The organism is Stenotrophomonas sp. YJH_SMC_119 (assembly GCF_059368315.1).
On the sequence record NZ_JCAFRP010000002.1, the window covers coordinates 218,183 to 239,175 of the forward strand.

Here is a 20,993-nt window from a genome sequence, read left to right on the forward strand (position 1 = left end):
ATATGAGCGACATCCAGTGGAGCGACGGCGCTCCCATCTACCGTCAGTTGAAGGAGCGCGTGATCGCCATGATGCTCGACGGAATCCTCAAGCCGGGCGATGCCCTGCCTTCGGTGCGCCAGGTGGCCGCCGATTACCAACTGAACCCCATCACCGTTTCGCGCGCTTACCAGGAACTGGCCGACGAAGGCCTGGTCGAAAAGCGCCGCGGGCTGGGCATGTTCATGACCGAGCAGGCCGCCACGCAGCTGCGCAGCAGCGAGCGCGAGCGCTTCCTCAATGAAGAATGGCCGGCCGTGCTGGAGCGCATCCAGCGCCTGGGCCTGAGCCTCGACGAATTGCTGCCCCAGGGGAAAGTCTGATGAATAGCACCGCAAGCGAACCGGTCATCACCGCCCGCGGCCTGCGCAAGGCCTACAAGTCCACCGTTGCCCTCGACAGTGCCAGCTTCAGCATTCCGGGCGGGCGCATCGTCGGCCTGATCGGTCCCAATGGCGCCGGCAAGACCACCGCGCTGAAGGCCATTCTTGGCCTCACCTCGGTGGAAGGTGAGTTGAGTGTGCTCGGGCGCGACCCGCGGCTGCACCGCGACGAACTGATGAACGACATCTGCTTCATCGCCGACGTCGCCGTGCTGCCGCGCTGGCTGAAGGTGCGCGAAGCCATCGATTTCGTCGCCGGCGTGCATCCGCGCTTCGACCGCGCCCGCTGCGAGCGCTTCCTGGCCAACACCAAGCTGCAGCCGAAGCAGCGCGTGCGCGAGCTGTCCAAGGGCATGATCGTGCAGCTGCACCTGGCACTGGTGATGGCCATCGATGCCCGCATCCTGGTACTGGACGAGCCCACCCTGGGCCTGGACATCCTGTACCGCAAGGAGTTCTACCAGCGCCTGCTGGAAGACTACTTCGACGAGCAGAAGACCATCATCGTCACCACCCACCAGGTGGAAGAGATCGAGCACATCCTCAGCGACGTCATGTTCATCCGTGATGGCCGCATCGTGCTCGATGCGGAAATGGACGAGGTCGGCCAGCGTTACACCGAACTGCTGGTCAACGCCGACCAGCTGGAGACCGCACGCGCCCTGAAGCCGATCGACGAACGCAGCCTGGCGTTCGGCAAGACCGTGATGCTGTTCGACGGCGTACCGCGCGCCCAGCTTTCCACCCTTGGCGAGACCCGCAGCCCGGGCCTGGCCGACCTGTTCGTCGCCGTCATGAAGGGGACCTACGCATGAATGCCGTCAACCATCCCGTCAGCCCCCTCGGCACGCTGCGCTGGCTGCTCAAGCGCGAGTACTGGGAAAACCGCGGCGGTTTCCTGTATGCCCCGCTGATCGCCGGCCTGATCTCGCTGGTGATGAGCACCGTCGGCATCGCCTTCGGCCTGTTCGCGCTGAACCGCGCGGCGCGCAACGGTGCGCTGCATGTCGATGGCGAGAGCGTGAACGTCAATGGCCTGGACCTGGCGCTGCTCACCCGCAACATCGACGGCAAGGACCTTGCCGACCTCGGTAACGGCCTTGACCTGACCCTGGTGCTCAGCTCGGCATGGCCGTTCCTGGTGCTGGCCTTCGTGGTGTTCTTCTATTGCCTCGGCGCCCTGTACGACGACCGCCGCGACCGCAGCATCCTGTTCTGGAAGTCGTTGCCGCTGTCGGATACCCAGACCGTGCTGTCCAAGGTCATCAGCGCACTGGTCGTGGCACCGCTGATCGCGGTGATTGCCGGCATCATCACCATGTTCGGCTTCATGCTGATCATCAGCATCGTCGCGCTGATGCACGGTGGCAGCCCGATGGCGCTGATCTGGGGGCCCGCCAGCCCGTTGACCCTGGCCGCTGGCCACCTGAGCTGGATTCCGGTCTACGCGCTTTGGGCCCTGCCCACTGCAGGGTGGCTGCTGCTGTGCTCGGCCTGGGCCAAGAGCAAGCCGTTCCTGTGGGCGGTGATGCTGCCACTGTTTGCCGGCGTCATCGTCAGCACCACCAAGATCATGCCGCTGTTCGGCCTGACCACCGGCTGGTTCTGGCAGAACATCGTCGGCCGCCTGCTGCTGGGCGGCGTGCCCGGCATGGACCTGCTGTACCGCCTCGGCGCAGGTGAAGGTTCGCGCCGCGACCTGGATTCGGTGGTCAGCCTGATGTCCCCCGCCTCTCAGCTGAAGTCGCTGGCGATGCCGGAGCTGTGGATCGGTGCGGCCGTCGGGGCACTGTTCATCTTCCTCGCCATCCGCCTGCGCAAGCGCGCCGGCGAGATCTGATTCCATCCACCCGGAGGCACCACCCATGCGTTCTTTGCTCGCCTGTTCTGCGTTGTTGCTGTTGCCGTTGTCGGCGCTGGCCGCCGATGCTCCGAACTGCAAGTTCACTGCCGCCCGCGCGCTGAAGCTGGACGTGGCCGGTGCCAAGACGGTGGTGTTCGAGGTCAACCAGCATGACCTGAAGGTGGTCGCCAGCGCTGGCGGCGGCCAGCTGGACGGCCGCGCCTGCGCGTCCAGCCAGGAATGGCTGGACCAACTGGTACTGGACCAGCGCAAGGTGGGCGACAAGCTGGTGGTGAGCCTGCGCCGCGAAGGCCGCCAAAGCGGCATCAGCCTGGGCAACAGCTACGCCTGGCTGGATATCCGTGGCAGCGTGCCGGACAACCTGCCGCTGCAGTTCAAGGTCGGCTCGGGTGACGCCAGCGTGGAAAACGCACAGTCGCTCAGCGTGGACGTCGGCTCCGGTGACGCGGTGGCCCGCGGTACCCGTGGCAGCATCCACGCTGCAGTGGGTTCCGGCGACCTCAACATCGATGGCGGCAGTTCGCTGAATCTGCTGTCGCTGGGTTCGGGCGACGTCAATGCCCGCAACATCGGCGGCGATGCCATCACCGGCACTGTCGGTTCGGGTGACCTGAAGATCACCGATGTGCGTGGCAACGCACGCCTGGATACGGTCGGCTCCGGCGACATCGAGTTCAAGCGCGTGCAGGGCAGCGTCGAAGTCGGCGTGGTCGGCTCCGGTGGCATCGATCTGGCCGATATCGGCGGCAACGTGCATGTGCGCAGCCACGGCTCGGGCGACATCCAGGTGGACGGCGTACGCGGCAGCCTGACCGTCGATCACAGCGGCAGCGGCGATATCGAACACCGCAACGTCAGCGGCCGGGTCACCCTGCCGCGCAGCAAGTAATCCTCTTCCACACACGTTCAGGGGAACATCATGAACCTGTTGCGCCTGCTGCCCGCCACCCTGCTGTGCCTGCCGCTGATCGCCTGTGGTGGCACGTCCTCCGCCCCCGACAAGAGCGTCGGCAAGAGCGTCGCCGAAGCCACCAGCGGCGTCGGCCAGACCGTCAAGGAAGCCATGGACGATGCCCGCAAGGACATCGCCCAGGGCAACATCAAGATCTCGGCCGACAAGCAGCCGCGTGCGGAGATCACGCCGGATGGCCGCCTGCTGATCGCCGGCAAGGAGGTCGCCGCCAACGACGTCCAGCGCCGCCACCTGCAGGAGTACCGCGGTCACGTGGTCGCCGTTGCGATGGCGGGCATGGATGTCGGGCTGGCCGGCGCCAAGCTCGGCGCCAACGCCGCCGGTGAAGCGCTGAAGGGCATCTTCAGCGGCGACAGCGAAGGGGTGGAGAAGCGCATCAACGCCGAAGCCGCCAAGATCGAGGCCCAGGCCAAGCGCATCTGCGATCGCCTGCCGGCGATGCTGGCCAGCCAGCAGGCACTGGCGCGCGAGCTGCCGGCGTTCAAGCCCTACGCGACGATGGACCAGAGCGACGTGGACGACTGCGGCAAGGACAACTCGGTCACGTTCTCCAACTGAGACAAATCGACGCACCCGACCGGCTGCGGCCTTCCGTTGCCGGTCGGGCACTGTCGGCGGGCTTACAATGGGGGCCCCGGATGCCCCCGAACCGAACGCCATGAAGAAGTTGTTCCTGCTGCTGGCCACCCTGCTCTGCCTGGGTCTGGTCGGCTGCGACAAGGATTACCGCAATCACCGCGCCGAGCGCGGCAAGCCCAAGATTTCCGTCAGCGAAGGCATGGTGACCGTGCGCCGCCCGCCGGCACCGAACATCATCATCCTCGGCGACGGCACGATGAAGGTGGACGAGATCCAGATTCCGCTGGACGACGGGCAGAAGCAGATGCTGCAGACGATGTTCGGCAAGCTGCAGGTGCTGCGCCAGAACACGCTGGTGGCCGCACCGGCCGATCCGAACATGCAGCCGGTGAAGATCCAGCCGCCGGAGGGCATGGAGGTGATCCCGGCCGACCTGATCCAGCGCATCCCCGAGTTCAAGGATTACACCGACACCTTCGGCAACATCGTCGCCGACCGTCGCTGAAGAAAAACGCCGCCCGAGGGCGGCGTTCTTCGTTTCCGTAGAGTCGAGCCATGCCCGACTCCGGAACAACCGTCGAGCGTGGCTCGACTCTGCAACCGGCAGATCACCCCCCGGCGCCACCACCGCCAGCCTGGATGCCACCAGCAGTCAGCGCAGTCGGGTCCAGCAGGCGACGCAGCTCGGCCTCATCAAGCCCGCTGTCTTCCAGCGCCACGTCCAGCACCGGGCGCTGTTCCTTGTAGGCACGCTTGGCAATCGCCGCTGCCTTCTCGTAGCCGATGATCGGGTTCAGCGCGGTGACCAGGATCGGGTTGCGCGCCAGCGCCTCGGCCACGCGATCCTCGCGCACCTTCAGCCCGGCGATCGCGCTGTCGGCCAGCAGCCTGGACACATTGGCCAGCAGGCCGATGCCATCGAGCAGGTTCACCGCGATCAACGGCAGGGTGACGTTGAGCTGGAAGTTGCCGGTCTGCCCGGCCACGGTGATCGCGGTGTGGTGGCCGATCACCTGCGCGCAGGCCATCACCGTGGCTTCCGGAATGACCGGGTTGACCTTGCCCGGCATGATCGAGCTGCCCGGCTGCAGTGCCGGCAGTTCGATCTCGCCCAGCCCGGCCAGCGGACCGGCATTCATCCAGCGCAGGTCATTGGCGATCTTGATCAGTGCCACGGCCAGCGCATTGAGCTGGCCGGACAGTTCCACCGCATCGTCCTGCGCGGCCAGGCCTTCGAACTTGTTCTCGGCGCTGTCGAACTTGAAACCGGTCTGCTGCTTCAGCGCCTTGGCCACCTGCGCGCCGAAGCGCGGGTCGGCGTTGATGCCGGTACCGATGGCGGTGCCGCCCAGCGGCAACCGGCGCACGCGCTTGAGGCTGTCTTCGATGCGCTCCTGCGCCGAGGCCAGCTGCGCCGACCACGCACCGAATTCCTGCTCGAAGGTGAGCGGCATCGCGTCCATCAGGTGGGTACGGCCGGTCTTGACCACCTTGCGCAGGCTGCGGCCCTTCTTGTCCAGGGTCTTGCGCAGGTGCACCAGCGCCGGCAGCAGCTGCTCGTGCGTCGCCAGCACCGCCGACACCCGCAGCGCAGTCGGAATCACGTCATTGGAGCTCTGCCCCTGGTTGACGTGGTCATTGGGATGCACGGTGGTCTTGCCCGCCTTGCCGGCACGGTTGGCCAGGGTGGCGATGACCTCATTGGCATTCATGTTCGACGACGTGCCCGAACCCGTCTGGTAGACGTCGATCGGGAACTGCGCGTCCCAGTTGCCGGCGGCCACTTCGGCAGCAGCGGTCTGGATGGCCTTGGCCACATTCTTCGGCAGGTGGCCCAGCTCGGCGTTGACGCCGGCGGCTGCGCCCTTGACCAGGCCCAGGGCGCGGATGAAACCGCGCGGCATGCGCTGGCCCGACACCGGGAAATTCTGCACGGCGCGCTGGGTCTGGGCGCCCCACAGGGCATCCGCAGGCACCTGCAGCTCGCCCATGCTGTCGTGTTCGATTCTGAAACCCTTGCTTGCAGCTTTGCTCATTGCATCAACTCCGCACTACTTCAGTTGGGGAAAGGGAAGCGGCGGCTGGCAGGGTGTCGCTTCCCGGGCTGGCGGCTGCGGCCACAATACTCCCTTGCCCGCAGCATGGGATGACGAGGGCGGGCCAGATCGTTCCACCTGCACGGCCGTTCTGCGCGCGCAAGGGTAGTGCCGGGCGCTGGCCGGCAACCACGCCCGGCCTACGCCGCCATGGCTTGCCGGCCAGCGGCCGGCACTAGCTGACCGGCACGTCGTAGAATATGGCCCCCGCCGCTCGTCCCAGCCCTGCCGACATGTCCGATTCCGCCCTGCTCGCCCTGTCCCCGCTCGATGGCCGCTACGCCGGCAAGGTCGACGCCCTGCGCCCGATCTTCTCCGAATACGGCCTGATCAAGGCCCGCATCGTGGTCGAGGTGGAATGGCTGCTGGCGCTGGCCGCCGAACCGGGCATCGTCGAACTGGCGCCGTTCTCCGACGCCGCCGTCGCCCGCCTGCGCGAGCTGGCGGCCCGCTTCAGCCCGGCCCAGGCCGCGCGCGTGAAGGAGATCGAGCGCACCACCAACCATGACGTCAAGGCGGTGGAGTACTTCATCAAGGAACAGCTGAAGGACGACGCCGAGCTGGCTCCGGCGCTGGAATTCGTGCATTTCGCCTGCACCAGCGAAGACATCAACAACCTCAGCTACGGCCTGATGCTGGAACAGGCCCGCCGCGAGGTGCTGCTGCCGACCCTGGACGGCATCGCCACCACGCTGCGCAACCTCGCCCACGCCCAGGCCGGCCAGCCGATGCTGTCGCGCACCCATGGCCAGACTGCCTCGCCGACCACGCTGGGCAAGGAGCTGGCCAACGTGGTCGCGCGCCTGGAGCGCCAGCGCAGGCAGATCGCCGCGGTCGAGCTGACCGGCAAGATCAACGGCGCGGTCGGCAACTACAACGCCCACGTGGCCAGCTACCCGGACGTGGACTGGCCGGCCTTCGCCGAGCGCTTCGTGACCGGCCTGGGCCTGGTGTTCAACCCGTACACCACGCAGATCGAACCGCACGACAATGTTGCCGAGATCGGCGATGCCGCACGCCGTGCCAACATCATCCTGATCGACCTGGCCCGCGACATCTGGGGCTACATCTCGCTGGGCTACTTCAAGCAGCGCCTGAAGGAAGGCGAAGTCGGCTCGTCGACGATGCCGCACAAGGTCAATCCGATCGATTTCGAGAATGCGGAAGGCAACTTCGGTATCGCCAACGCGCTGTTCGAGCACTTCAGCGCGAAGCTGCCGATCAGCCGCTGGCAGCGTGACCTGACCGATTCCACCGTTCTGCGCGCACTGGGCACCGCGTTCGGCCACAGCCAGGTGGCGCTGGATTCGCTGGCCAAGGGCCTGGGCAAGCTGGAAGTGAACCCGCAGCGCCTGGATGCCGATCTGGACGCGGCCTGGGAAGTGCTGGCCGAGGCCGTGCAGACGGTGATGCGCCGCCATGGCCTGCCGAACCCGTACGAGCAGCTGAAGGCGCTGACCCGTGGCCAGGGCATCACCGCCGAGTCGATGCGTGCGTTCGTGCAGGGGCTGGGGCTGCCGGCGGATGCGAAGCAGCGCCTGCTGGAGATGACCCCCGGCAGCTACACGGGTCTGGCCGAGGCCCTGGCGAAGAAGATCTAAGGGGTTCCTTTGCGGCGGCGGCCGCGAGCGCTGCCTGCGGCAGGCAACGGCAACAGCAACAGCAACAGCGATCCAGGCTCTGGGTTGCTGGGGGCTGGGCGGGGCGGGAGGGGCCAGCGGGACACGCCGTGAACCCATCCATGGGGGCTCGATGGCGCCATCCATGGCGCCAACGGTCCCGCTGGCCCCTCCCGCCCCACCTCTGACAGATTTCCGGTGACGGATCGAAGAGCGTGGGGTTGTCGGGACGGAATTTGAAAGAGGGACGCGGCTTCGCCGCGTCCCTCTTTTGTTTTGGGATGAGCAAGCGCAGCGCGCGACCCGCTGTTGCCTTTGATCTTCTTCTTTCCATTCCGTGGCGGGCCGCGCAGGAAACTGCCAGGGGCCGGGCGGGGTGGGTTCGCGGGACCGTTGGCGCCATGGATGGCGCCATCGAGCCCCCAGGGACGGGTTCACGGCGTGTCCCGCGAACCCACCCCGCCCGGCCCAGCCCATGAAGCCAGCGCTTTGCGCGACCAACCACCCCGCCACGAGGGGCTCCGCCGTTGGCCGGACACCCCGCGACAATCCCGCGCACGTGCGCAATCCCCACGAACGGCGGACAATGGAACCCTTGGCGGCCCGCTGCGCCGCCCCTCCCGCTTTCCGCTGCAAGGATTCCCCCATGGCCGCCCGCAAGTCCTCCGCCCCCCTCATCGAAGTCACCGCCCGCCCCGGCCAACCGCTGGGCATGGCGCCGGCCACCTTCCTGCGCGACTTCTGGCAGAAGCGCCCGCTGCTGATCCGCAACGCCTTCCCCGACTTCCAGACCCCGGTGCAGCCGGAAGACCTGGCCGGGCTGGCCTGCGAAGAAGGCGTGCTGGCGCGCCTGATCGAGCACGACAAGACCCAGGACGGCTGGCGCGTGCGTACCGGCCCGTTCCAGGAAGACGTGTTCCCCGCCCTGCCCGACCACGACTGGACCCTGCTGGTGCAGGACGTGGACAAGTGGGACCCGGACGTGCGCGCCCTGATCGAGCACTTCAGCTTCCTGCCGCGCTGGCGCATGGATGACGTAATGATCAGCTTCGCCGCCACCGGCGGCTCGGTCGGCGCCCACGTCGACCAGTACGACGTATTCCTGCTGCAGGCCCACGGCCACCGCCGCTGGCAGATCGATGCCAGCGAATCGATCAAGGGCAGGCAGCCGCCGCTGGGCTTCCGCCCGGACGTGGAACTGAAGCTGCTGAAGGTGTTCAAGCCGACCCACGACTGGGTGCTGGCGCCGGGCGACATGCTGTACCTGCCGCCGAACGTGCCGCACCACGGCGTCGCTGAAGACCCCTGCCTGACCTTCTCCTTCGGCATGCGCGCGCCATCGTCGGCCGAACTGATCAGCGACTACCTGGACACCCTGATCGCCGATGCCGACGAGAACATCCGCTACCAGGATGCCGACCTGAAGGTGCCGGCCGACCCGAACGAGATCGACACGGTGGCGATGGCGCGGGTGATCACCGCGCTCAATGCCATCCGCATGAACGATCCGGACAAGCTGGGTGACTGGTTCGGCCGTTTCATCACCACCTACCGCGCGGCCGGCGAAGTGATGGCCCACCAGGCCGCACCGGCACAGGAGGAAGTGGTCCAGGCCCTGGCCTCGGGCCTGCTGCTGCAGCGTCATCCGTGGGCACGCCTGGCCTGGCGCCGGGCCAAGCGCGGCGCCAGCCTGTACGTCAGTGGCCAGGACTTCGCGCTGCCGGTGAAGGACGCGCAGCGCCTGGCCGGCGCCGAGCAGCTCGATGCCGCCGCCTATCGCGGCCTGTCCGACAAGGGCCGCGCGGTGGTCCAGCAGCTGTTGGTCGGTGGCGTGTTCCAGCTGATCGATCCGAACGAGGTGTATGACGCTGAAGATGAGGATGACGGCGAAGACGCCGTGGTGCTCGGCGAAGTGGTCGAAGGCCGTGACCGTGTCGACGCGATCGACGCCGACGCGGTGTCCGACGATGTCCACACCGTGACCGTGCACGACGACGGCATCGAGGTCATCGTCAACTTCGAGGATCACGACGAAGACGACAGCGACGACGGTCGCGCCTGAGCCCTGCCATGGTCCGGGTCCAGCAGGTCAGCCACGCCGACGCCCACGTTGCCATCCACGACGTGCGCCAACGCGTGTTCGTGCAGGAACAGGGCATCGCCGCCGAACTGGAACGCGATGCGCTGGACCCGCTCAGCGCCCATGTGCTGGCGCTGGACAGTGACAACCAGCCGGTCGGCACCGGTCGGCTGGCCCCGGACGGCCGCATCGGCCGCATGGCGGTGTTGGCCAGCCATCGCAGCCACGGGGTCGGTGAGGCCCTGCTGGAGGCACTGGTCGAGGCCGGGCGCAGGCTCGGCCTGGCCGAGCTGCACCTGCACGCCCAGCTGCCCGCCCGCGATTTCTATGCCCGCCAGGGCTTCCTGCCGGAAGGCGAGGTATTCGAGGAGGCCGGCATCGGCCACCAGCAGATGCGCCGCCGGTTGGGCGCGGCCAGTGCCATCGACAGCCGCGAGCAGGCGGTGGCCATCACCACGGCCATCGTCCACCGCGCCCGCCGCCAAGTGTGGCTGCACAGCCGTCAGCTGGACCCGGGACTGCTCGACGCGCCGCCGGTACAGGCCGCCCTGCGCCGCTTCGTCACCGCCCGCCACGACAAGCAGCTCCGGGTGATCGTGCACGACGCCGCCGCCATCGCGTCTGCCGGGGCACCGCTGCTGGCCTTGGCCCAGCGCCTGCCCAGCGTGATCCAGTTCCGCGAGGTCACCGACCCGATCGACCGTGCGTTGGCTTCGGCCTGCCTGCTCAACGACGCCGGCGACTTCTACTTTCGTCTGATCGGTCATCGCCTCGACGGCGAGGCAGGCGTCGCGCTGCCTGCACGTTCGCAGCCGTTCGAGCAGCAATTGCAGCGGGTCTGGGACCGTTCGCGCGATTGCAGCGAACTGCGTGCGCTCGGCATCTGAGTGGGTACCGCCCACTCAACCTGTCTGGAAGCGGCACCGGGGGACCCGGGATGCCCGTTCTGGTGCCCCTTCCTGTCCGGATGGGGGTACAATTTGGCTGTTTGAACGCGCCCGCGCAGGGCTATTCATCTTCCTGCCGGGTCCTTCTGAAGCCATACCCCACAAAGCGAATCAACACCCTCCATCGTGGACAATCAACTGAAGCAGTTTGCGCAATCTTCGCAGCTCGCCGGCGGCAACGCCTCCTATGTCGAGGACCTGTACGAGCAGTACCTGGTCTCCCCGGACAGTGTCGATCCCAAATGGAAGACCTACTTCGACGGCTTCAAGGGCCGCGAAGCAGGCGACATTCCGCACTCGGCCGTCATCTCCCACATTGCGGACGCGGCCAAGGAAGCGCTGAAGGCCGGCACCGGCAACGGTGCGGGCGACGAGCGTGAACGCAATGTCGGTCGTCTGATCACCGCCTACCGCTCGCGCGGCCACCTGGACGCCCGCCTCGATCCGCTGGGCCTGGCCGCGCCGGTCAACACCCCGGACCTGGGCCTGCCGTTCCACAGCCTGTCCGATGCCGACCTCAACAGCGAGTTCAGCACCGGCGGCGTCGGTGGCCAGCCGCGCATGAAGCTGCGCGACCTGCTGGCACGCCTGAAGGCGACCTACACCGGCTCGATCGGTGCGGAGTTCATGCACATCTCCGAGGTCGAGCAGCGCCAGTGGATCTACAAGAAGCTGGAAGCAGCCGGTGGCAACTACCAGCTGGACGCTGACACCCAGCGCCGCACCCTGGAGCGCCTGACCGCGGCCGAAGGCCTGGAGCGCTACCTGCACACCAAGTACGTCGGCCAGAAGCGCTTCTCGCTGGAAGGCGGCGACTCGCTGATCCCGATGATGGACACCATCATCCGCAGCGCCGGCAAGGATGGCGTCAAGGACGTGGTGATCGGCATGGCCCACCGCGGCCGCCTGAACGTGCTGGTCAACACCCTCGGCAAGAACCCGCGCAAGCTGTTCGACGAGTTCGAAGGCAAGTTCGAGCACGACGAGCACGCTTCTGCCGGCGACGTGAAGTACCACATGGGCTTCTCGGCCGACGTGGCTACCGACGGCGGCCCGGTGCACCTGGCGCTGGCGTTCAACCCGTCGCACCTGGAAATCGCCGACCCGGTCGTGGCCGGTTCCGTGCGTTCGCGCCAGGAGCGCCGCAAGGACACCGCACGCAAGCAGGTCATGCCGATCCTGATCCACGGCGATGCGGCCTTCTCTGGCCAGGGCGTGGTCATGGAGCTGTTCCAGATGTCGCAGGCCCGCGGCTTCGCCGTCGGCGGCACCGTGCACATCGTGGTCAACAACCAGGTCGGCTTCACCACCTCCAACCCGCTGGACACGCGCTCCACGCGCTACGCCACCGACGTGGCGAAGATGATCGCCGCCCCGGTGCTGCACGTGAACGGCGATGATCCGGAAGCGGTGGTGTTCGCCGCGCAGCTGGCCTTCGAGTTCCGCCAGAAGTTCGCCAAGGACGTGGTCATCGACCTGATGTGCTACCGCCGTTGGGGCCACAACGAGGCCGACGAGCCGGCGATCACCCAGCCGCTGATGTACCAGGTGATCCGCAAGCACCCGACCACCCGCGAGATGTACGCCGAGCAGCTGGAAAAGTCAGGCGTGATCGCTGCCGGTGCCGGCAAGGCGATGGTCGATGCCTACCGCGAGAAGCTCGATGCCGGTGAAGTGACCACCGAGCTGGCCAAGGTGGAGAAGACCCCGCCGACCAGCCCGCTGTTCGTCGATTGGCCGAAGCTGCTGGAAGGCAAGCTGTCCGACCCGGTCTCGACCAAGGTCGAGAAGAACAAGCTGGTCGAACTGGCCAAGCTGATCAACACCATTCCCGAAGACGTGCAGCTGCACTCGCGCGTGGCCAAGGTCTATGACGACCGCCGCAAGATGGCCGCCGGCGAGATCCCGGGCGACTGGGGCTTTGCCGAGAACCTGGCCTACGCCACCCTGCTCGACGAAGGCCACGCACTGCGCCTGGTCGGCCAGGACGTCGGTCGCGGTACGTTCACCCACCGCCACGCGATCCTGCACGACCAGAAGACCGACAACTACTACATGCCGCTGCGGCAGCTGGTGGATTCGCCGGAGAAGGCCACCGTCATCGATTCGCTGCTGAGCGAAGAAGCGGTGATGGCCTACGAGTACGGCTTCTCCACCACCGATCCGAACACGCTGTGCATCTGGGAGGGCCAGTTCGGCGACTTCGCCAACGGCGCCCAGGTGGTGATCGACCAGTTCATCGCCGCCGGTGAAGCCAAGTGGGGCCGCATTTCCGGCCTGACCCTGCTGCTGCCGCATGGCTATGAAGGGCAAGGCCCGGAGCACAGCTCGGCGCGCCTGGAGCGCTTCCTGCAGCTGTGTGCACTGGAGAACATGCTGGTGGTGGTTCCGTCCACCCCGGCACAGGCCTTCCACATGCTGCGCCGCCAGCTGCACCTGACCACCCGCAAGCCGCTGGTGGTGATGTCGCCGAAGTCGCTGCTGCGCCACAAGCTGGCCGTGTCGACCCTGGACGAACTGGCCAACGGCGAGTTCCAGCACCTGATCGGCGACGCCAGTGCGGACGCCAAGAAGGTCAAGCGCGTGGTGCTGTGCTCGGGCAAGGTCTACTACGACCTGCTGGAAGACCAGACCAAGCGTGGCCAGGACGACGTGGCGATCATCCGCGTGGAGCAGCTGTATCCGTTCCCGCGTGCGCTGCTGGCTGCCGAGCTGAAGAAGTACGGCAAGGCCACCGACGTGGTGTGGACGCAGGAAGAACCGCAGAACCAGGGTGCGTGGTACCAGATCCGCCACCACCTGCAGTTCTGCCTGGCCGACGGCCAGAACCTGCACTACGCCGGTCGCGCACGTTCGGCGTCGCCGGCTGCCGGTCACATGGCTGACCACGTCCGCGAACAGCAGCAGCTGATCGCCGACGCGCTGGTCAACCCGTTCAACGACACGTTCGCTGAATAATCCTCCCCCTATTTAGAAGACAAACCAGGAAGCTCCCGCAATGGCCACCGAAGTCAAAGCCCCGGTACTGCCCGAATCCGTCGCCGACGGCACCATCGCCACCTGGCACAAGAAGGTGGGCGACGCCGTCAAGCGCGACGAAAACCTGCTTGACCTGGAAACCGACAAGGTCGTCCTGGAAGTGCCGTCGCCGGTCGACGGCGTGCTGAAGGAAATCAAGTTCGCCGAAGGCTCGACCGTGACCTCCAGCCAGGTCGTGGCGATCATCGAAGAAGGCGCCGTGGCTGCTGCCCCGGCTCCGGCTGCCGAAGCCGCTCCGGCTGCAGCCGCTGCCCCGGCCGCTGCTGCTCCGGCCGCTGCCGCCGCTCCGGCCCCGGCCGCCAAGTCGGCCGCCGATGCGCTGCCGCCGGGCGCCCGCTTCACCGCCATCACCGAAGGCGTGAACCCGGCCGACGTCGACGGCACCGGCCGTCGCGGCGCGGTGACCAAGGAAGACATCGTCAACTTCGCCCGCAACGGCGGCGCCGGCAAGGCCGGTGGCGCACGTCCGGAAGAACGCGTGCCGATGACCCGCATCCGCAAGCGCATTGCCGAGCGCCTGATGGAGTCGAAGAACTCCACCGCGATGCTGACCACCTTCAACGAAGTCGACCTGTCCAAGGTCTCGGCGGCGCGCAAGGAACTGCAGGACGAGTTCGTCAAGGCACACGGCATCAAGCTGGGCTTCATGAGCTTCTTCGTGAAGGCCGCCGCCAACGCGCTGCAGCGCTTCCCGCTGGTCAACGCCTCGATCGACGGCGACGACATCATCTACCACGGCTACTCGGACATCTCGATCGCCGTCTCGACCGAAAAGGGCCTGGTCACCCCGGTCCTGCGCAATGTCGAGCGCATGTCGTTCGCCGACATCGAGAAGACCATCGCCGACTACGCCAAGAAGGCGCGTGACGGCAAGCTGGGCCTGGATGAACTGCAGGGCGGTACCTTCACCGTGACCAACGGCGGCACCTTCGGTTCGCTGCTGTCGACCCCGATCATCAACCCGCCGCAGAGCGCCATCCTGGGCATGCACGCCATCAAGGAGCGTCCGATCGCCCAGAACGGCCAGGTCGTGATCGCGCCGATGATGTACCTGGCGCTGTCGTACGACCACCGCATCATCGACGGCAAGGATTCGGTGCAGTTCCTGGTGGACATCAAGAACCAGCTGGAAAACCCGGGCCGCATGCTGTTCGGCCTGTAAGACACCTCCCGCCCCTCCGCGCCTGCGCGGAGGGGTTCTGGTAATGCATCAAGGAATAATTCAATGGCTGAACAATTCGACGTCGTCGTCATCGGTGCCGGCCCGGCCGGTTACCACGCTGCCATCCGCGCGGCCCAGCTGGGCCTGAAGACCGCCTGCATCGACGCGGCGCTGGGCAAGGACGGCAAGCCGGCCCTCGGCGGCACCTGCCTGCGCGTGGGCTGCATCCCGTCCAAGGCGCTGCTGGATTCCTCGCGCCAGTTCTGGAACATGGGCCACATCTTTGGCGACCACGGCATCAGCTTCAAGGATGCCAAGATCGACGTCGAGGCGATGGTTGGCCGCAAGGACAAGATCGTCAAGCAGTTCACCGGCGGCATCGGCATGCTGTTCAAGGCCAACAAGGTCGCTGCCTATTATGGTTTTGGCGAACTGCAGCCGGGCAACGTGGTCAAGGTCACCCAGCATGACGGTTCCATCGTCGAGCTGAAGGGCACCAACGTCATCATCGCGGCCGGTTCGGATTCGATCGAACTGCCGTTCGCCAAGTTCGACGGCGAGACCATCGTCGACAACGTCGGCGGCCTGGACTTCACCGAAGTGCCGAACCGCCTGGCGGTGATCGGCGCCGGCGTCATCGGCCTGGAACTGGGCAGCGTGTGGAAGCGCCTGGGCGCGGAAGTCACCATCCTCGAAGCCATGCCGGAGTTCCTGGCGGCTGCCGACGCAGAAGTGGCCAAGACCGCTGCCAAGGAATTCAAGAAGCAGGGCCTGGACATCAAGCTCAATGCCAAGGTTTCCAAGACCGAGATCACCGGCAAGGGCAAGAAGAAGGAAGTCATCGTCACCTACACCGACGCTGAAGGCGAAAAGACCCTGACCGTGGACAAGCTGCTGGTGGCCGTTGGCCGTCGCGCCGCCACCAAGGGCCTGCTGGCCGAAGGCACCGGCGTCAAGATCAACGAGCGCGGCCAGATCGAAGTCGACGCGCACTGCCACACCGGCGTCAACGGCGTGTGGGCGGTCGGCGACTGCGTGCGCGGCCCGATGCTGGCGCACAAGGGCTTCGAGGAAGGCATCGCGGTGGCTGAGCTGATCGCCGGCCTGCCGGGCCACGTCAACTTCGACACCATCCCGTGGGTCATCTACACCGAGCCGGAACTGGCGTGGGTCGGCAAGACCGAAGCCCAGCTGAAGGCCGAAGGCATCCCTTACAAGGCCGGCAGCTTCCCGTTCGCCGCCAACGGCCGTGCCGTGGCGATGATCGAGCCGGCGGGCTTCGTGAAGATCCTGGCCCATGCCGAAACCGATCGCATCCTCGGCATGCACCTGGTCGGCGCCAACGTCTCCGAACTGGTGCACGAAGGCGTGCTGACCATGGAGTTCAGCGGTTCGGCCGATGACCTGGCCCGCATCTGCCACGCCCACCCGTCGCTGTCGGAAGTGATCCACGACGCGGCGATGGCGGTCAGCAAGCGCGCCATCCACAAGGCGAACTGATCGGCATCATGGCAGGTGCCGACCGTTGGTCGGCGCTCACCTGCAGACGAAAAACCCCGCTTCGGCGGGGTTTTTTGTTGCCCGTTTTCCTGCAGAGCCAAGCCCATGCTCGGCTCTCCGGTCGGCAGCCGCGGAGCGTGAAGCCGAGCGTGGGCTCGGCTCTACACCTTTCCAGCCGGCTTCTTCGGCGGATCGTCACAGATGCGGTGCTGGGCCACGGTTTCACCGGCCTTCCACTCCTTCACCACCCGGCAGCGCTCCTTGGGTTTGACCGCCTTGGCCGCTGCCGCATCCGCCTCATCGGCAGCGGCGGTCTGCTGGCGTTCCAGCCATGCGGACGGCGGCACCGGTGTGGCCAGTGTCGGCCCCGCGAGCAATGCCAGCGCGACCAGCAACACAGCCCTCATGCCGCCACCGGGCCGCCGCCGAGCAGGCGCGCGGGCAGCATGAACAGCGCGCGCAGGAACGCAAACAGCGCCGAGAAGGTGATGCCGACCAGGCGGAACGGCAGGCTCAGCAGCCACACGAACGGCCAGGCGATCAGGGCAAGGATCGCCAGCGGCCAGCACAGCACGAACAGCAGGCACCACACACCGAGCGCGAACAGGGTCTTCATCACGGTCTCCTTGTGGCGGCACCTTGCCGCCTGCGGACACCTTGGCGCCCCGCTCTGGCCGCCCGCAAACGGTTTGCGACGAAACCCGGCTCGGGGCGATGAATCCGGTGGTGGGGAAACCGAAGATTGATCAGGTTGCCGGCCAGCGGCCGGCACGACCGAACGGATTCACACCGGCACTGCGCCCGGGCGGCCGTGGGTGACCTGGAAGCGCGCCGCAGTGCGCACCGGCGCATCCGCGTGCAGCACGCTGTCGGCGAAGCGCAGCTCCGCATCCACGGTCTGCCGGTTCAGCTGCAGCTTCCACCAACCACGGCGGTCACCGTCGAAATAGCGGATATGCGGGTTCTGCGGAATCGACGAACCGTAGTACGGGCCATAAGGCGTATCGTCGCCGCCACTGCTGATTGCCGGCGCGATGAACTCGGTGGCCACCACCGGGGCATCGGCCGCGTCGAAATCCAGCTTCAGGTCATTGACGAAAGTGGAATGCCAGTCACCACCGAGCACGATGGCATTGCCCTGCCCGCCTGCCTGCATCGCCTGCAGCAACCGCTTGCGTGCGGCGGGATAGCCGTCCCAGGCATCGTTCCAGAAGCGCTCTCGCGCCGTGCCGCCGTCCAGCCGCAGCTGCGCCATCAGCAGCTGCTGCACCACCACGTTCCAGCGCGTGCCCCGTGCGGCCGCCATCGACTGCGCGAACCAGGCTTCCTGGCCCACGCCCAGCATGCTAATGCGTGGATCCAGCGCAGCGTCGCAGCGCAGCGACTCGCCCACCCCGCAGGGATTGGCCGGACGGAACTGGCGGCAGTCGAGCAGCGCAAGCTGTGCCAGATCGCCGTAACGCAGGCGCCGATGCACGCGCAGGCCACCGTTGCCCGCAGGCGTACTACGCATCGGCAGGTGTTCGTAGAACGCGCGGTAGGCCGCCGCGCGGCGAACGATGAAGTCCTCCGTCGAGACGCCGGGCTTCTCCGGATGGATGCCGGAGTAATCGTTCTGCACTTCGTGGTCGTCCCAGATCACCGCGAACGCGTGGGCGGCGTGCGCGGCCTGCAGATCGGGATCGAGCTTGTACAGCGCGTACTGGTCGCGGTAGCGCTCCAGGCCGACGGTCTCGCCACTGAAGCGTTCCGCATCCAGCGTGAGACCACGCGCGTTCTGCAGTGGGCTGTACTCGTACAGGTAGTCACCGGCATGCAGCACCAGGTCGACATCATTCTTCGCGATATCGCGCAGCACCGGGTAGTAGCCACTGTTCCAGGCCTGGCAGGTGCACAGGGCCAGCCGCAGCTGCTGCAGCTGCGTGTCGGGCAGCGGCGCGGTGCGGAAGTGGCCGACCGCGCTTTCCTCGTCACCGTCGCAGGCAAAACGGTAGTAGTAGTCGCGGCCTGGGCGCAGGCCATTGACCTCCACGTGCACCGAATGCGCCAGCTCGGGCACCGCCGCGGCGACGCCACGCTGCACCAGCCGGCGCATGCCCGGGTCTTCGGCCACGAACCAGCGCACCGGCACCGCCCGCGATGGCATGCCGCCGCCGTTGAGCGGGTCCGGCGCCAGACGCGTCCACAGTACGGCTCCCTGCGGATCCGGATCGCCGGCGGCGACGCCCAGGGTGAACGGATCACGCCCCAACCGCGGGCGCGGGCCGGCCGTGGCCAGCCCCGGCATCGCCGCCAGTGCGATCGCCGCCCCCGTGCCCTGCCACGCCATGCGCAACAGGCGACGACGGCTTTCCGGATCGACGGGGCCGCGCATCAGAAGTGCACGGTGGCGGTGGCCATCACCTGCCGCGGCGCGCCAACCTGCATGGTCGCCAGGCTGCGGGTCGGGTCGGCGGCGTAGGTGCCGTTGGTGTTGATCGAGGACAGGTAGCGCTTGTCGGTCAGGTTGGTCAGGTTCAGCGCCACGGTCAGGTTCTGCGCCGGGCCGAGCGTGCCGAAGTCATAGGCCACCGAAGCGTTGACCAGCCAGTAGCTGGGCACCGACACGTCGTTGGTATAGGTCACGTAACGCTTGCCGACATGGTTGGCGGCCAGGCGCAGGTCCCACGGGCCCGGGGTCCAGGCCAGGGTGCTGGCGAACATCCATTCCGGGGTGTCGACGGTCTTCTTGCCGCGGGTCGGCACCACGCCGTTGTTGACGTAGTCGTTGTCGTAGGTGCTGTCATTCCACGACAGCGCGTTGGACCAGGCCAGGTCCTGCATCGGCTTCAGCTGCAGGGTCGCCTCGGCGCCGCGGCTGGTTACCGAACCGACGTTGGAGAACAGCGCCGGGCAACCGAGGATGCCCACGCACTGCGCGATGGCCAGCAGACGGTTGTCGAACTTGACGTCGTACACCGCTACCGAGGCTTCATAGCCCTGGCCGTAGCCGCGCCAGCCCAGCTCGATGGTGCGCGACTGTTCCGGCTTCAGGTTCTTCGCGCTGGCATCGAAGGCGGCCTGCGGCACGTTGAACGGGCTGCCCACGCCCAGCGCGTAGGCGGCCACGTTCTTGGCGAACGAGCCGAAGATCTCGTTGCCCTCGTTGAGCTTGAAGTTGAAGCCCGCCTGCGGGAGCAGGCCCTTCTTCGAGGTCAGGCTGCTGTTGTTGGCATAGCTGCCCAGCGGCGTGCGCACGCGGGTGCGGGTGTGCGGCGACTTCGCGCCGATGTCGATGGTCAGGCGGTCATCGAACAGGCGGAAGCGGTCCTGCACGTAGAACTGGCGGGTGATGGTGGTGTAGCGCTGGTGCCACACGCGCTGGTCCGGATTGCGCAGGAAGAAGTCGTCAGTGATCGGGCCGTCGATGTAGTAGAAGTTGCGCTGCACGCTGTGGCCGTTGTCTTCGTACCACAGGCCCGCCTCCAGTTCGTGGCCCGCCACGTTCCAGGTGAACGCCGAGGTTACGCCGGTGCGGTCGATCGCATACTCGGTGGTGCGGATCGAGATCGGGATCTCGCGGCTGGTGCCCGGGTTGGACGGATTGGACGGGCTGAACCAGTGGCCCTGGCCACGGTTGCTGTGGTTGTAGACGTTGACCTTCAGGCGCATCGACTCGTTCAGGCCGAAATCACCGGCAATGCTGGACACATCGTCATTGCGCAGGCCGTGGCCGGAGTAATAGGCGTCCCACGGGCTGTTGACGCCACCACTGTACTTTCCGCGTGCAGCAGCCACCGCGCGATCCCAGTCCGGCGCGTAGTTGTCCCAGTCCCAGCCGAGGCGATCGATCATCTCCAGCGACAGGTCCTGGTAGTCGGCCTCGACACGGCGCGAAGCGTTGAACAGCGCGGTGATCCTGCTGTCCGTGCCGAAGTTGTAGGTGGCCTTGCCGTTGAACTGCTTCAGTTCCTGCGAGCCCTTGCCCTTCCACTTGTCGCCTTCGGAATACACGCCGGACAGGTAAGCGGCAAAGCCCTGGTGGTCGCCGGTATCGAGGCGCGCATAGCTGCGGCGCGCATTGTCGCTGCCGAAGCTCTGTGCCAGCACGACCCCATATTCGGTGGACGGATCGATCGAGTAGAACTGGAACACGCCGCCGAGGTTGCTGGTGGACGGCGTACCCAGCGCACCAATGCCGGTGGAGACCTCCGCACCGCCCAGGTTCTCGCTGATCACCGCGCGGCTGATGTGCAGGCCGTTGCTGTTGCCGTAGGCCATGTTGCCCAGCGGGATGCCATCGAGGGTGTAGCCCAGGCGATTCTGGTTGAAGCCACGCAGGCTGATGCTGGTGGACCATTCGTAGGCGCCGGTGGCATCGGCCGATTCGAAATGCACGCCCGGCTTGGCCGCCAGCAGCTTCAGCGGGTTGGCACCGGGCGGCAGGACCTTCATGTCCTCGGCGGTCACGCGCTGCACCTGGCGGGCTTCGCCGCGGCCGATCACCGAGATCGAATCGAGAGTCGTGGCCGACTGCGCGTCGGTCGCCGGGGCGGTTTCAGCGACAGCCAGCGACGGCAGCGAAGCACAGACCAGCAGGGCCAGCAGATTGCGGCGAAGCGGAGCGTGGGACGGCATGGAGGCGGATTCCTTGGGCACGCTGGACGCCGAAGGGCGGCGTCGAAGAGCAGCAGCGGCGGAATCGTAGAAGCCTCGCGTTACATGTCATTTAC

The 20,993-nt window shown here is 66.7% G+C and carries 17 protein-coding genes; 12 read left to right on the forward strand and 5 right to left on the reverse strand.

Going from position 1 to position 20,993, the window contains the following annotated elements; all coding sequences use genetic code 11:
* The first annotated feature begins 2 nt into the window (after positions 1 to 2).
* The 6 genes from AC5P6S_RS05305 to AC5P6S_RS05330 all read left to right on the forward strand — a co-directional run bounded on the left by AC5P6S_RS05305 (position 3) and on the right by AC5P6S_RS05330 (position 4,343).
* The gene (locus AC5P6S_RS05305; RefSeq protein ID WP_005410261.1) at positions 3 to 362 is read left to right on the forward strand and encodes a GntR family transcriptional regulator; all 360 of its coding nucleotides are present in this window, start codon (positions 3 to 5) and stop codon (positions 360 to 362) included.
* Complete coding sequence (locus AC5P6S_RS05310; protein WP_062607394.1) at positions 362 to 1,237, forward strand: ABC transporter ATP-binding protein; 876 nt, start codon at positions 362 to 364, stop codon at positions 1,235 to 1,237. The genes AC5P6S_RS05305 and AC5P6S_RS05310 overlap by 1 nt, the downstream gene beginning before the upstream one ends.
* Entirely contained in the window at positions 1,234 to 2,262 is a 1,029-nt protein-coding gene (locus AC5P6S_RS05315; protein WP_005410263.1) for an ABC-2 transporter permease, read from the forward strand. Before AC5P6S_RS05310 ends, AC5P6S_RS05315 begins: the two co-directional genes overlap by 4 nt.
* Positions 2,263 to 2,287: 25 nt before the next feature.
* The gene (locus AC5P6S_RS05320) at positions 2,288 to 3,175 is read left to right on the forward strand and encodes a GIN domain-containing protein (protein WP_495204507.1); all 888 of its coding nucleotides are present in this window, start codon (positions 2,288 to 2,290) and stop codon (positions 3,173 to 3,175) included.
* 30 nt (positions 3,176 to 3,205) lie between these two features.
* Positions 3,206 to 3,817 carry a YggN family protein gene (locus AC5P6S_RS05325; protein ID WP_005413931.1) on the forward strand — a complete coding sequence of 204 codons (612 nt, stop codon included), beginning with the start codon at positions 3,206 to 3,208 and terminating at the stop codon, positions 3,815 to 3,817.
* Between the two features lie 100 nt (positions 3,818 to 3,917).
* A complete protein-coding gene (locus tag AC5P6S_RS05330) occupies positions 3,918 to 4,343 on the forward strand; it encodes a hypothetical protein (protein ID WP_005413932.1) in 426 nt (141 codons plus the stop codon).
* A gap of 103 nt (positions 4,344 to 4,446) precedes the next feature.
* On the opposite strand, the gene AC5P6S_RS05335 is transcribed toward AC5P6S_RS05330, so the two are convergent.
* Positions 4,447 to 5,874: a class II fumarate hydratase gene (locus AC5P6S_RS05335; protein WP_012480781.1), complete on the reverse strand. Its 1,428-nt coding sequence runs from the start codon at positions 5,872 to 5,874 to the stop codon at positions 4,447 to 4,449.
* A 293-nt stretch (positions 5,875 to 6,167) separates the two neighbouring features.
* Between AC5P6S_RS05335 and purB the strand changes: the two genes are divergently transcribed.
* From purB to lpdA, 6 genes are all read left to right on the forward strand, one after another.
* Positions 6,168 to 7,535, forward strand: a complete 1,368-nt coding sequence (purB, locus tag AC5P6S_RS05340) for an adenylosuccinate lyase (RefSeq protein ID WP_495204508.1) — start codon at positions 6,168 to 6,170, stop codon at positions 7,533 to 7,535.
* A gap of 664 nt (positions 7,536 to 8,199) precedes the next feature.
* Positions 8,200 to 9,615 (forward strand): ribosomal protein uL16 3-hydroxylase, encoded by a 1,416-nt coding sequence (locus AC5P6S_RS05345; RefSeq protein WP_088431271.1) that lies wholly within the window; start codon positions 8,200 to 8,202, stop codon positions 9,613 to 9,615.
* Between the two features lie 8 nt (positions 9,616 to 9,623).
* Positions 9,624 to 10,520, forward strand: a complete 897-nt coding sequence (locus tag AC5P6S_RS05350; protein WP_024956655.1) for a GNAT family N-acetyltransferase — start codon at positions 9,624 to 9,626, stop codon at positions 10,518 to 10,520.
* A 186-nt stretch (positions 10,521 to 10,706) separates the two neighbouring features.
* The gene (locus tag AC5P6S_RS05355; protein ID WP_076739332.1) at positions 10,707 to 13,538 is read left to right on the forward strand and encodes a 2-oxoglutarate dehydrogenase E1 component; all 2,832 of its coding nucleotides are present in this window, start codon (positions 10,707 to 10,709) and stop codon (positions 13,536 to 13,538) included.
* A 40-nt stretch (positions 13,539 to 13,578) separates the two neighbouring features.
* Positions 13,579 to 14,781 carry a dihydrolipoyllysine-residue succinyltransferase gene (gene sucB / locus AC5P6S_RS05360; RefSeq protein WP_005410272.1) on the forward strand — a complete coding sequence of 401 codons (1,203 nt, stop codon included), beginning with the start codon at positions 13,579 to 13,581 and terminating at the stop codon, positions 14,779 to 14,781.
* Positions 14,782 to 14,844: 63 nt separating this feature from the next.
* Positions 14,845 to 16,281 carry a dihydrolipoyl dehydrogenase gene (gene lpdA, locus AC5P6S_RS05365; protein ID WP_005410273.1) on the forward strand — a complete coding sequence of 479 codons (1,437 nt, stop codon included), beginning with the start codon at positions 14,845 to 14,847 and terminating at the stop codon, positions 16,279 to 16,281.
* A 161-nt stretch (positions 16,282 to 16,442) separates the two neighbouring features.
* Here the strand turns inward: lpdA and AC5P6S_RS05370 are convergent, their stop codons facing one another.
* From AC5P6S_RS05370 to AC5P6S_RS05385, 4 genes are all read right to left on the reverse strand, one after another.
* Positions 16,443 to 16,688, reverse strand: coding sequence for a hypothetical protein (locus tag AC5P6S_RS05370; RefSeq protein ID WP_111687477.1), 246 nt, complete (start codon positions 16,686 to 16,688; stop codon positions 16,443 to 16,445).
* Positions 16,685 to 16,897 carry a hypothetical protein gene (locus AC5P6S_RS05375; protein ID WP_005410275.1) on the reverse strand — a complete coding sequence of 71 codons (213 nt, stop codon included), beginning with the start codon at positions 16,895 to 16,897 and terminating at the stop codon, positions 16,685 to 16,687. Before AC5P6S_RS05375 ends, AC5P6S_RS05370 begins: the two co-directional genes overlap by 4 nt.
* Before the next feature lie 168 nt (positions 16,898 to 17,065).
* Positions 17,066 to 18,655, reverse strand: coding sequence for an alkaline phosphatase D family protein (locus AC5P6S_RS05380; protein WP_495204509.1), 1,590 nt, complete (start codon positions 18,653 to 18,655; stop codon positions 17,066 to 17,068).
* Positions 18,655 to 20,898, reverse strand: coding sequence for a TonB-dependent receptor family protein (locus AC5P6S_RS05385; RefSeq protein ID WP_076739330.1), 2,244 nt, complete (start codon positions 20,896 to 20,898; stop codon positions 18,655 to 18,657). The genes AC5P6S_RS05380 and AC5P6S_RS05385 overlap by 1 nt, the downstream gene beginning before the upstream one ends.
* Positions 20,899 to 20,993 lie beyond the last annotated feature (95 nt).

Coding starts and splice junctions, on each gene's coding strand:
- AC5P6S_RS05305 (WP_005410261.1), top strand. CDS start 3: ATGAGCGACATCCAGTGGAGCGACGGCGCTCCCATCTACCGTCAGTTG.
- AC5P6S_RS05310 (WP_062607394.1), top strand. CDS start 362: ATGAATAGCACCGCAAGCGAACCGGTCATCACCGCCCGCGGCCTGCGC.
- AC5P6S_RS05315 (WP_005410263.1), top strand. CDS start 1,234: ATGAATGCCGTCAACCATCCCGTCAGCCCCCTCGGCACGCTGCGCTGG.
- AC5P6S_RS05320 (WP_495204507.1), top strand. CDS start 2,288: ATGCGTTCTTTGCTCGCCTGTTCTGCGTTGTTGCTGTTGCCGTTGTCG.
- AC5P6S_RS05325 (WP_005413931.1), top strand. CDS start 3,206: ATGAACCTGTTGCGCCTGCTGCCCGCCACCCTGCTGTGCCTGCCGCTG.
- AC5P6S_RS05330 (WP_005413932.1), top strand. CDS start 3,918: ATGAAGAAGTTGTTCCTGCTGCTGGCCACCCTGCTCTGCCTGGGTCTG.
- AC5P6S_RS05335 (WP_012480781.1), bottom strand. CDS start 5,874: ATGAGCAAAGCTGCAAGCAAGGGTTTCAGAATCGAACACGACAGCATG.
- purB (WP_495204508.1), top strand. CDS start 6,168: ATGTCCGATTCCGCCCTGCTCGCCCTGTCCCCGCTCGATGGCCGCTAC.
- AC5P6S_RS05345 (WP_088431271.1), top strand. CDS start 8,200: ATGGCCGCCCGCAAGTCCTCCGCCCCCCTCATCGAAGTCACCGCCCGC.
- AC5P6S_RS05350 (WP_024956655.1), top strand. CDS start 9,624: ATGGTCCGGGTCCAGCAGGTCAGCCACGCCGACGCCCACGTTGCCATC.
- sucB (WP_005410272.1), top strand. CDS start 13,579: ATGGCCACCGAAGTCAAAGCCCCGGTACTGCCCGAATCCGTCGCCGAC.
- lpdA (WP_005410273.1), top strand. CDS start 14,845: ATGGCTGAACAATTCGACGTCGTCGTCATCGGTGCCGGCCCGGCCGGT.
- AC5P6S_RS05370 (WP_111687477.1), bottom strand. CDS start 16,688: ATGAGGGCTGTGTTGCTGGTCGCGCTGGCATTGCTCGCGGGGCCGACA.
- AC5P6S_RS05375 (WP_005410275.1), bottom strand. CDS start 16,897: ATGAAGACCCTGTTCGCGCTCGGTGTGTGGTGCCTGCTGTTCGTGCTG.
- AC5P6S_RS05380 (WP_495204509.1), bottom strand. CDS start 18,655: ATGCGCGGCCCCGTCGATCCGGAAAGCCGTCGTCGCCTGTTGCGCATG.
- AC5P6S_RS05385 (WP_076739330.1), bottom strand. CDS start 20,898: ATGCCGTCCCACGCTCCGCTTCGCCGCAATCTGCTGGCCCTGCTGGTC.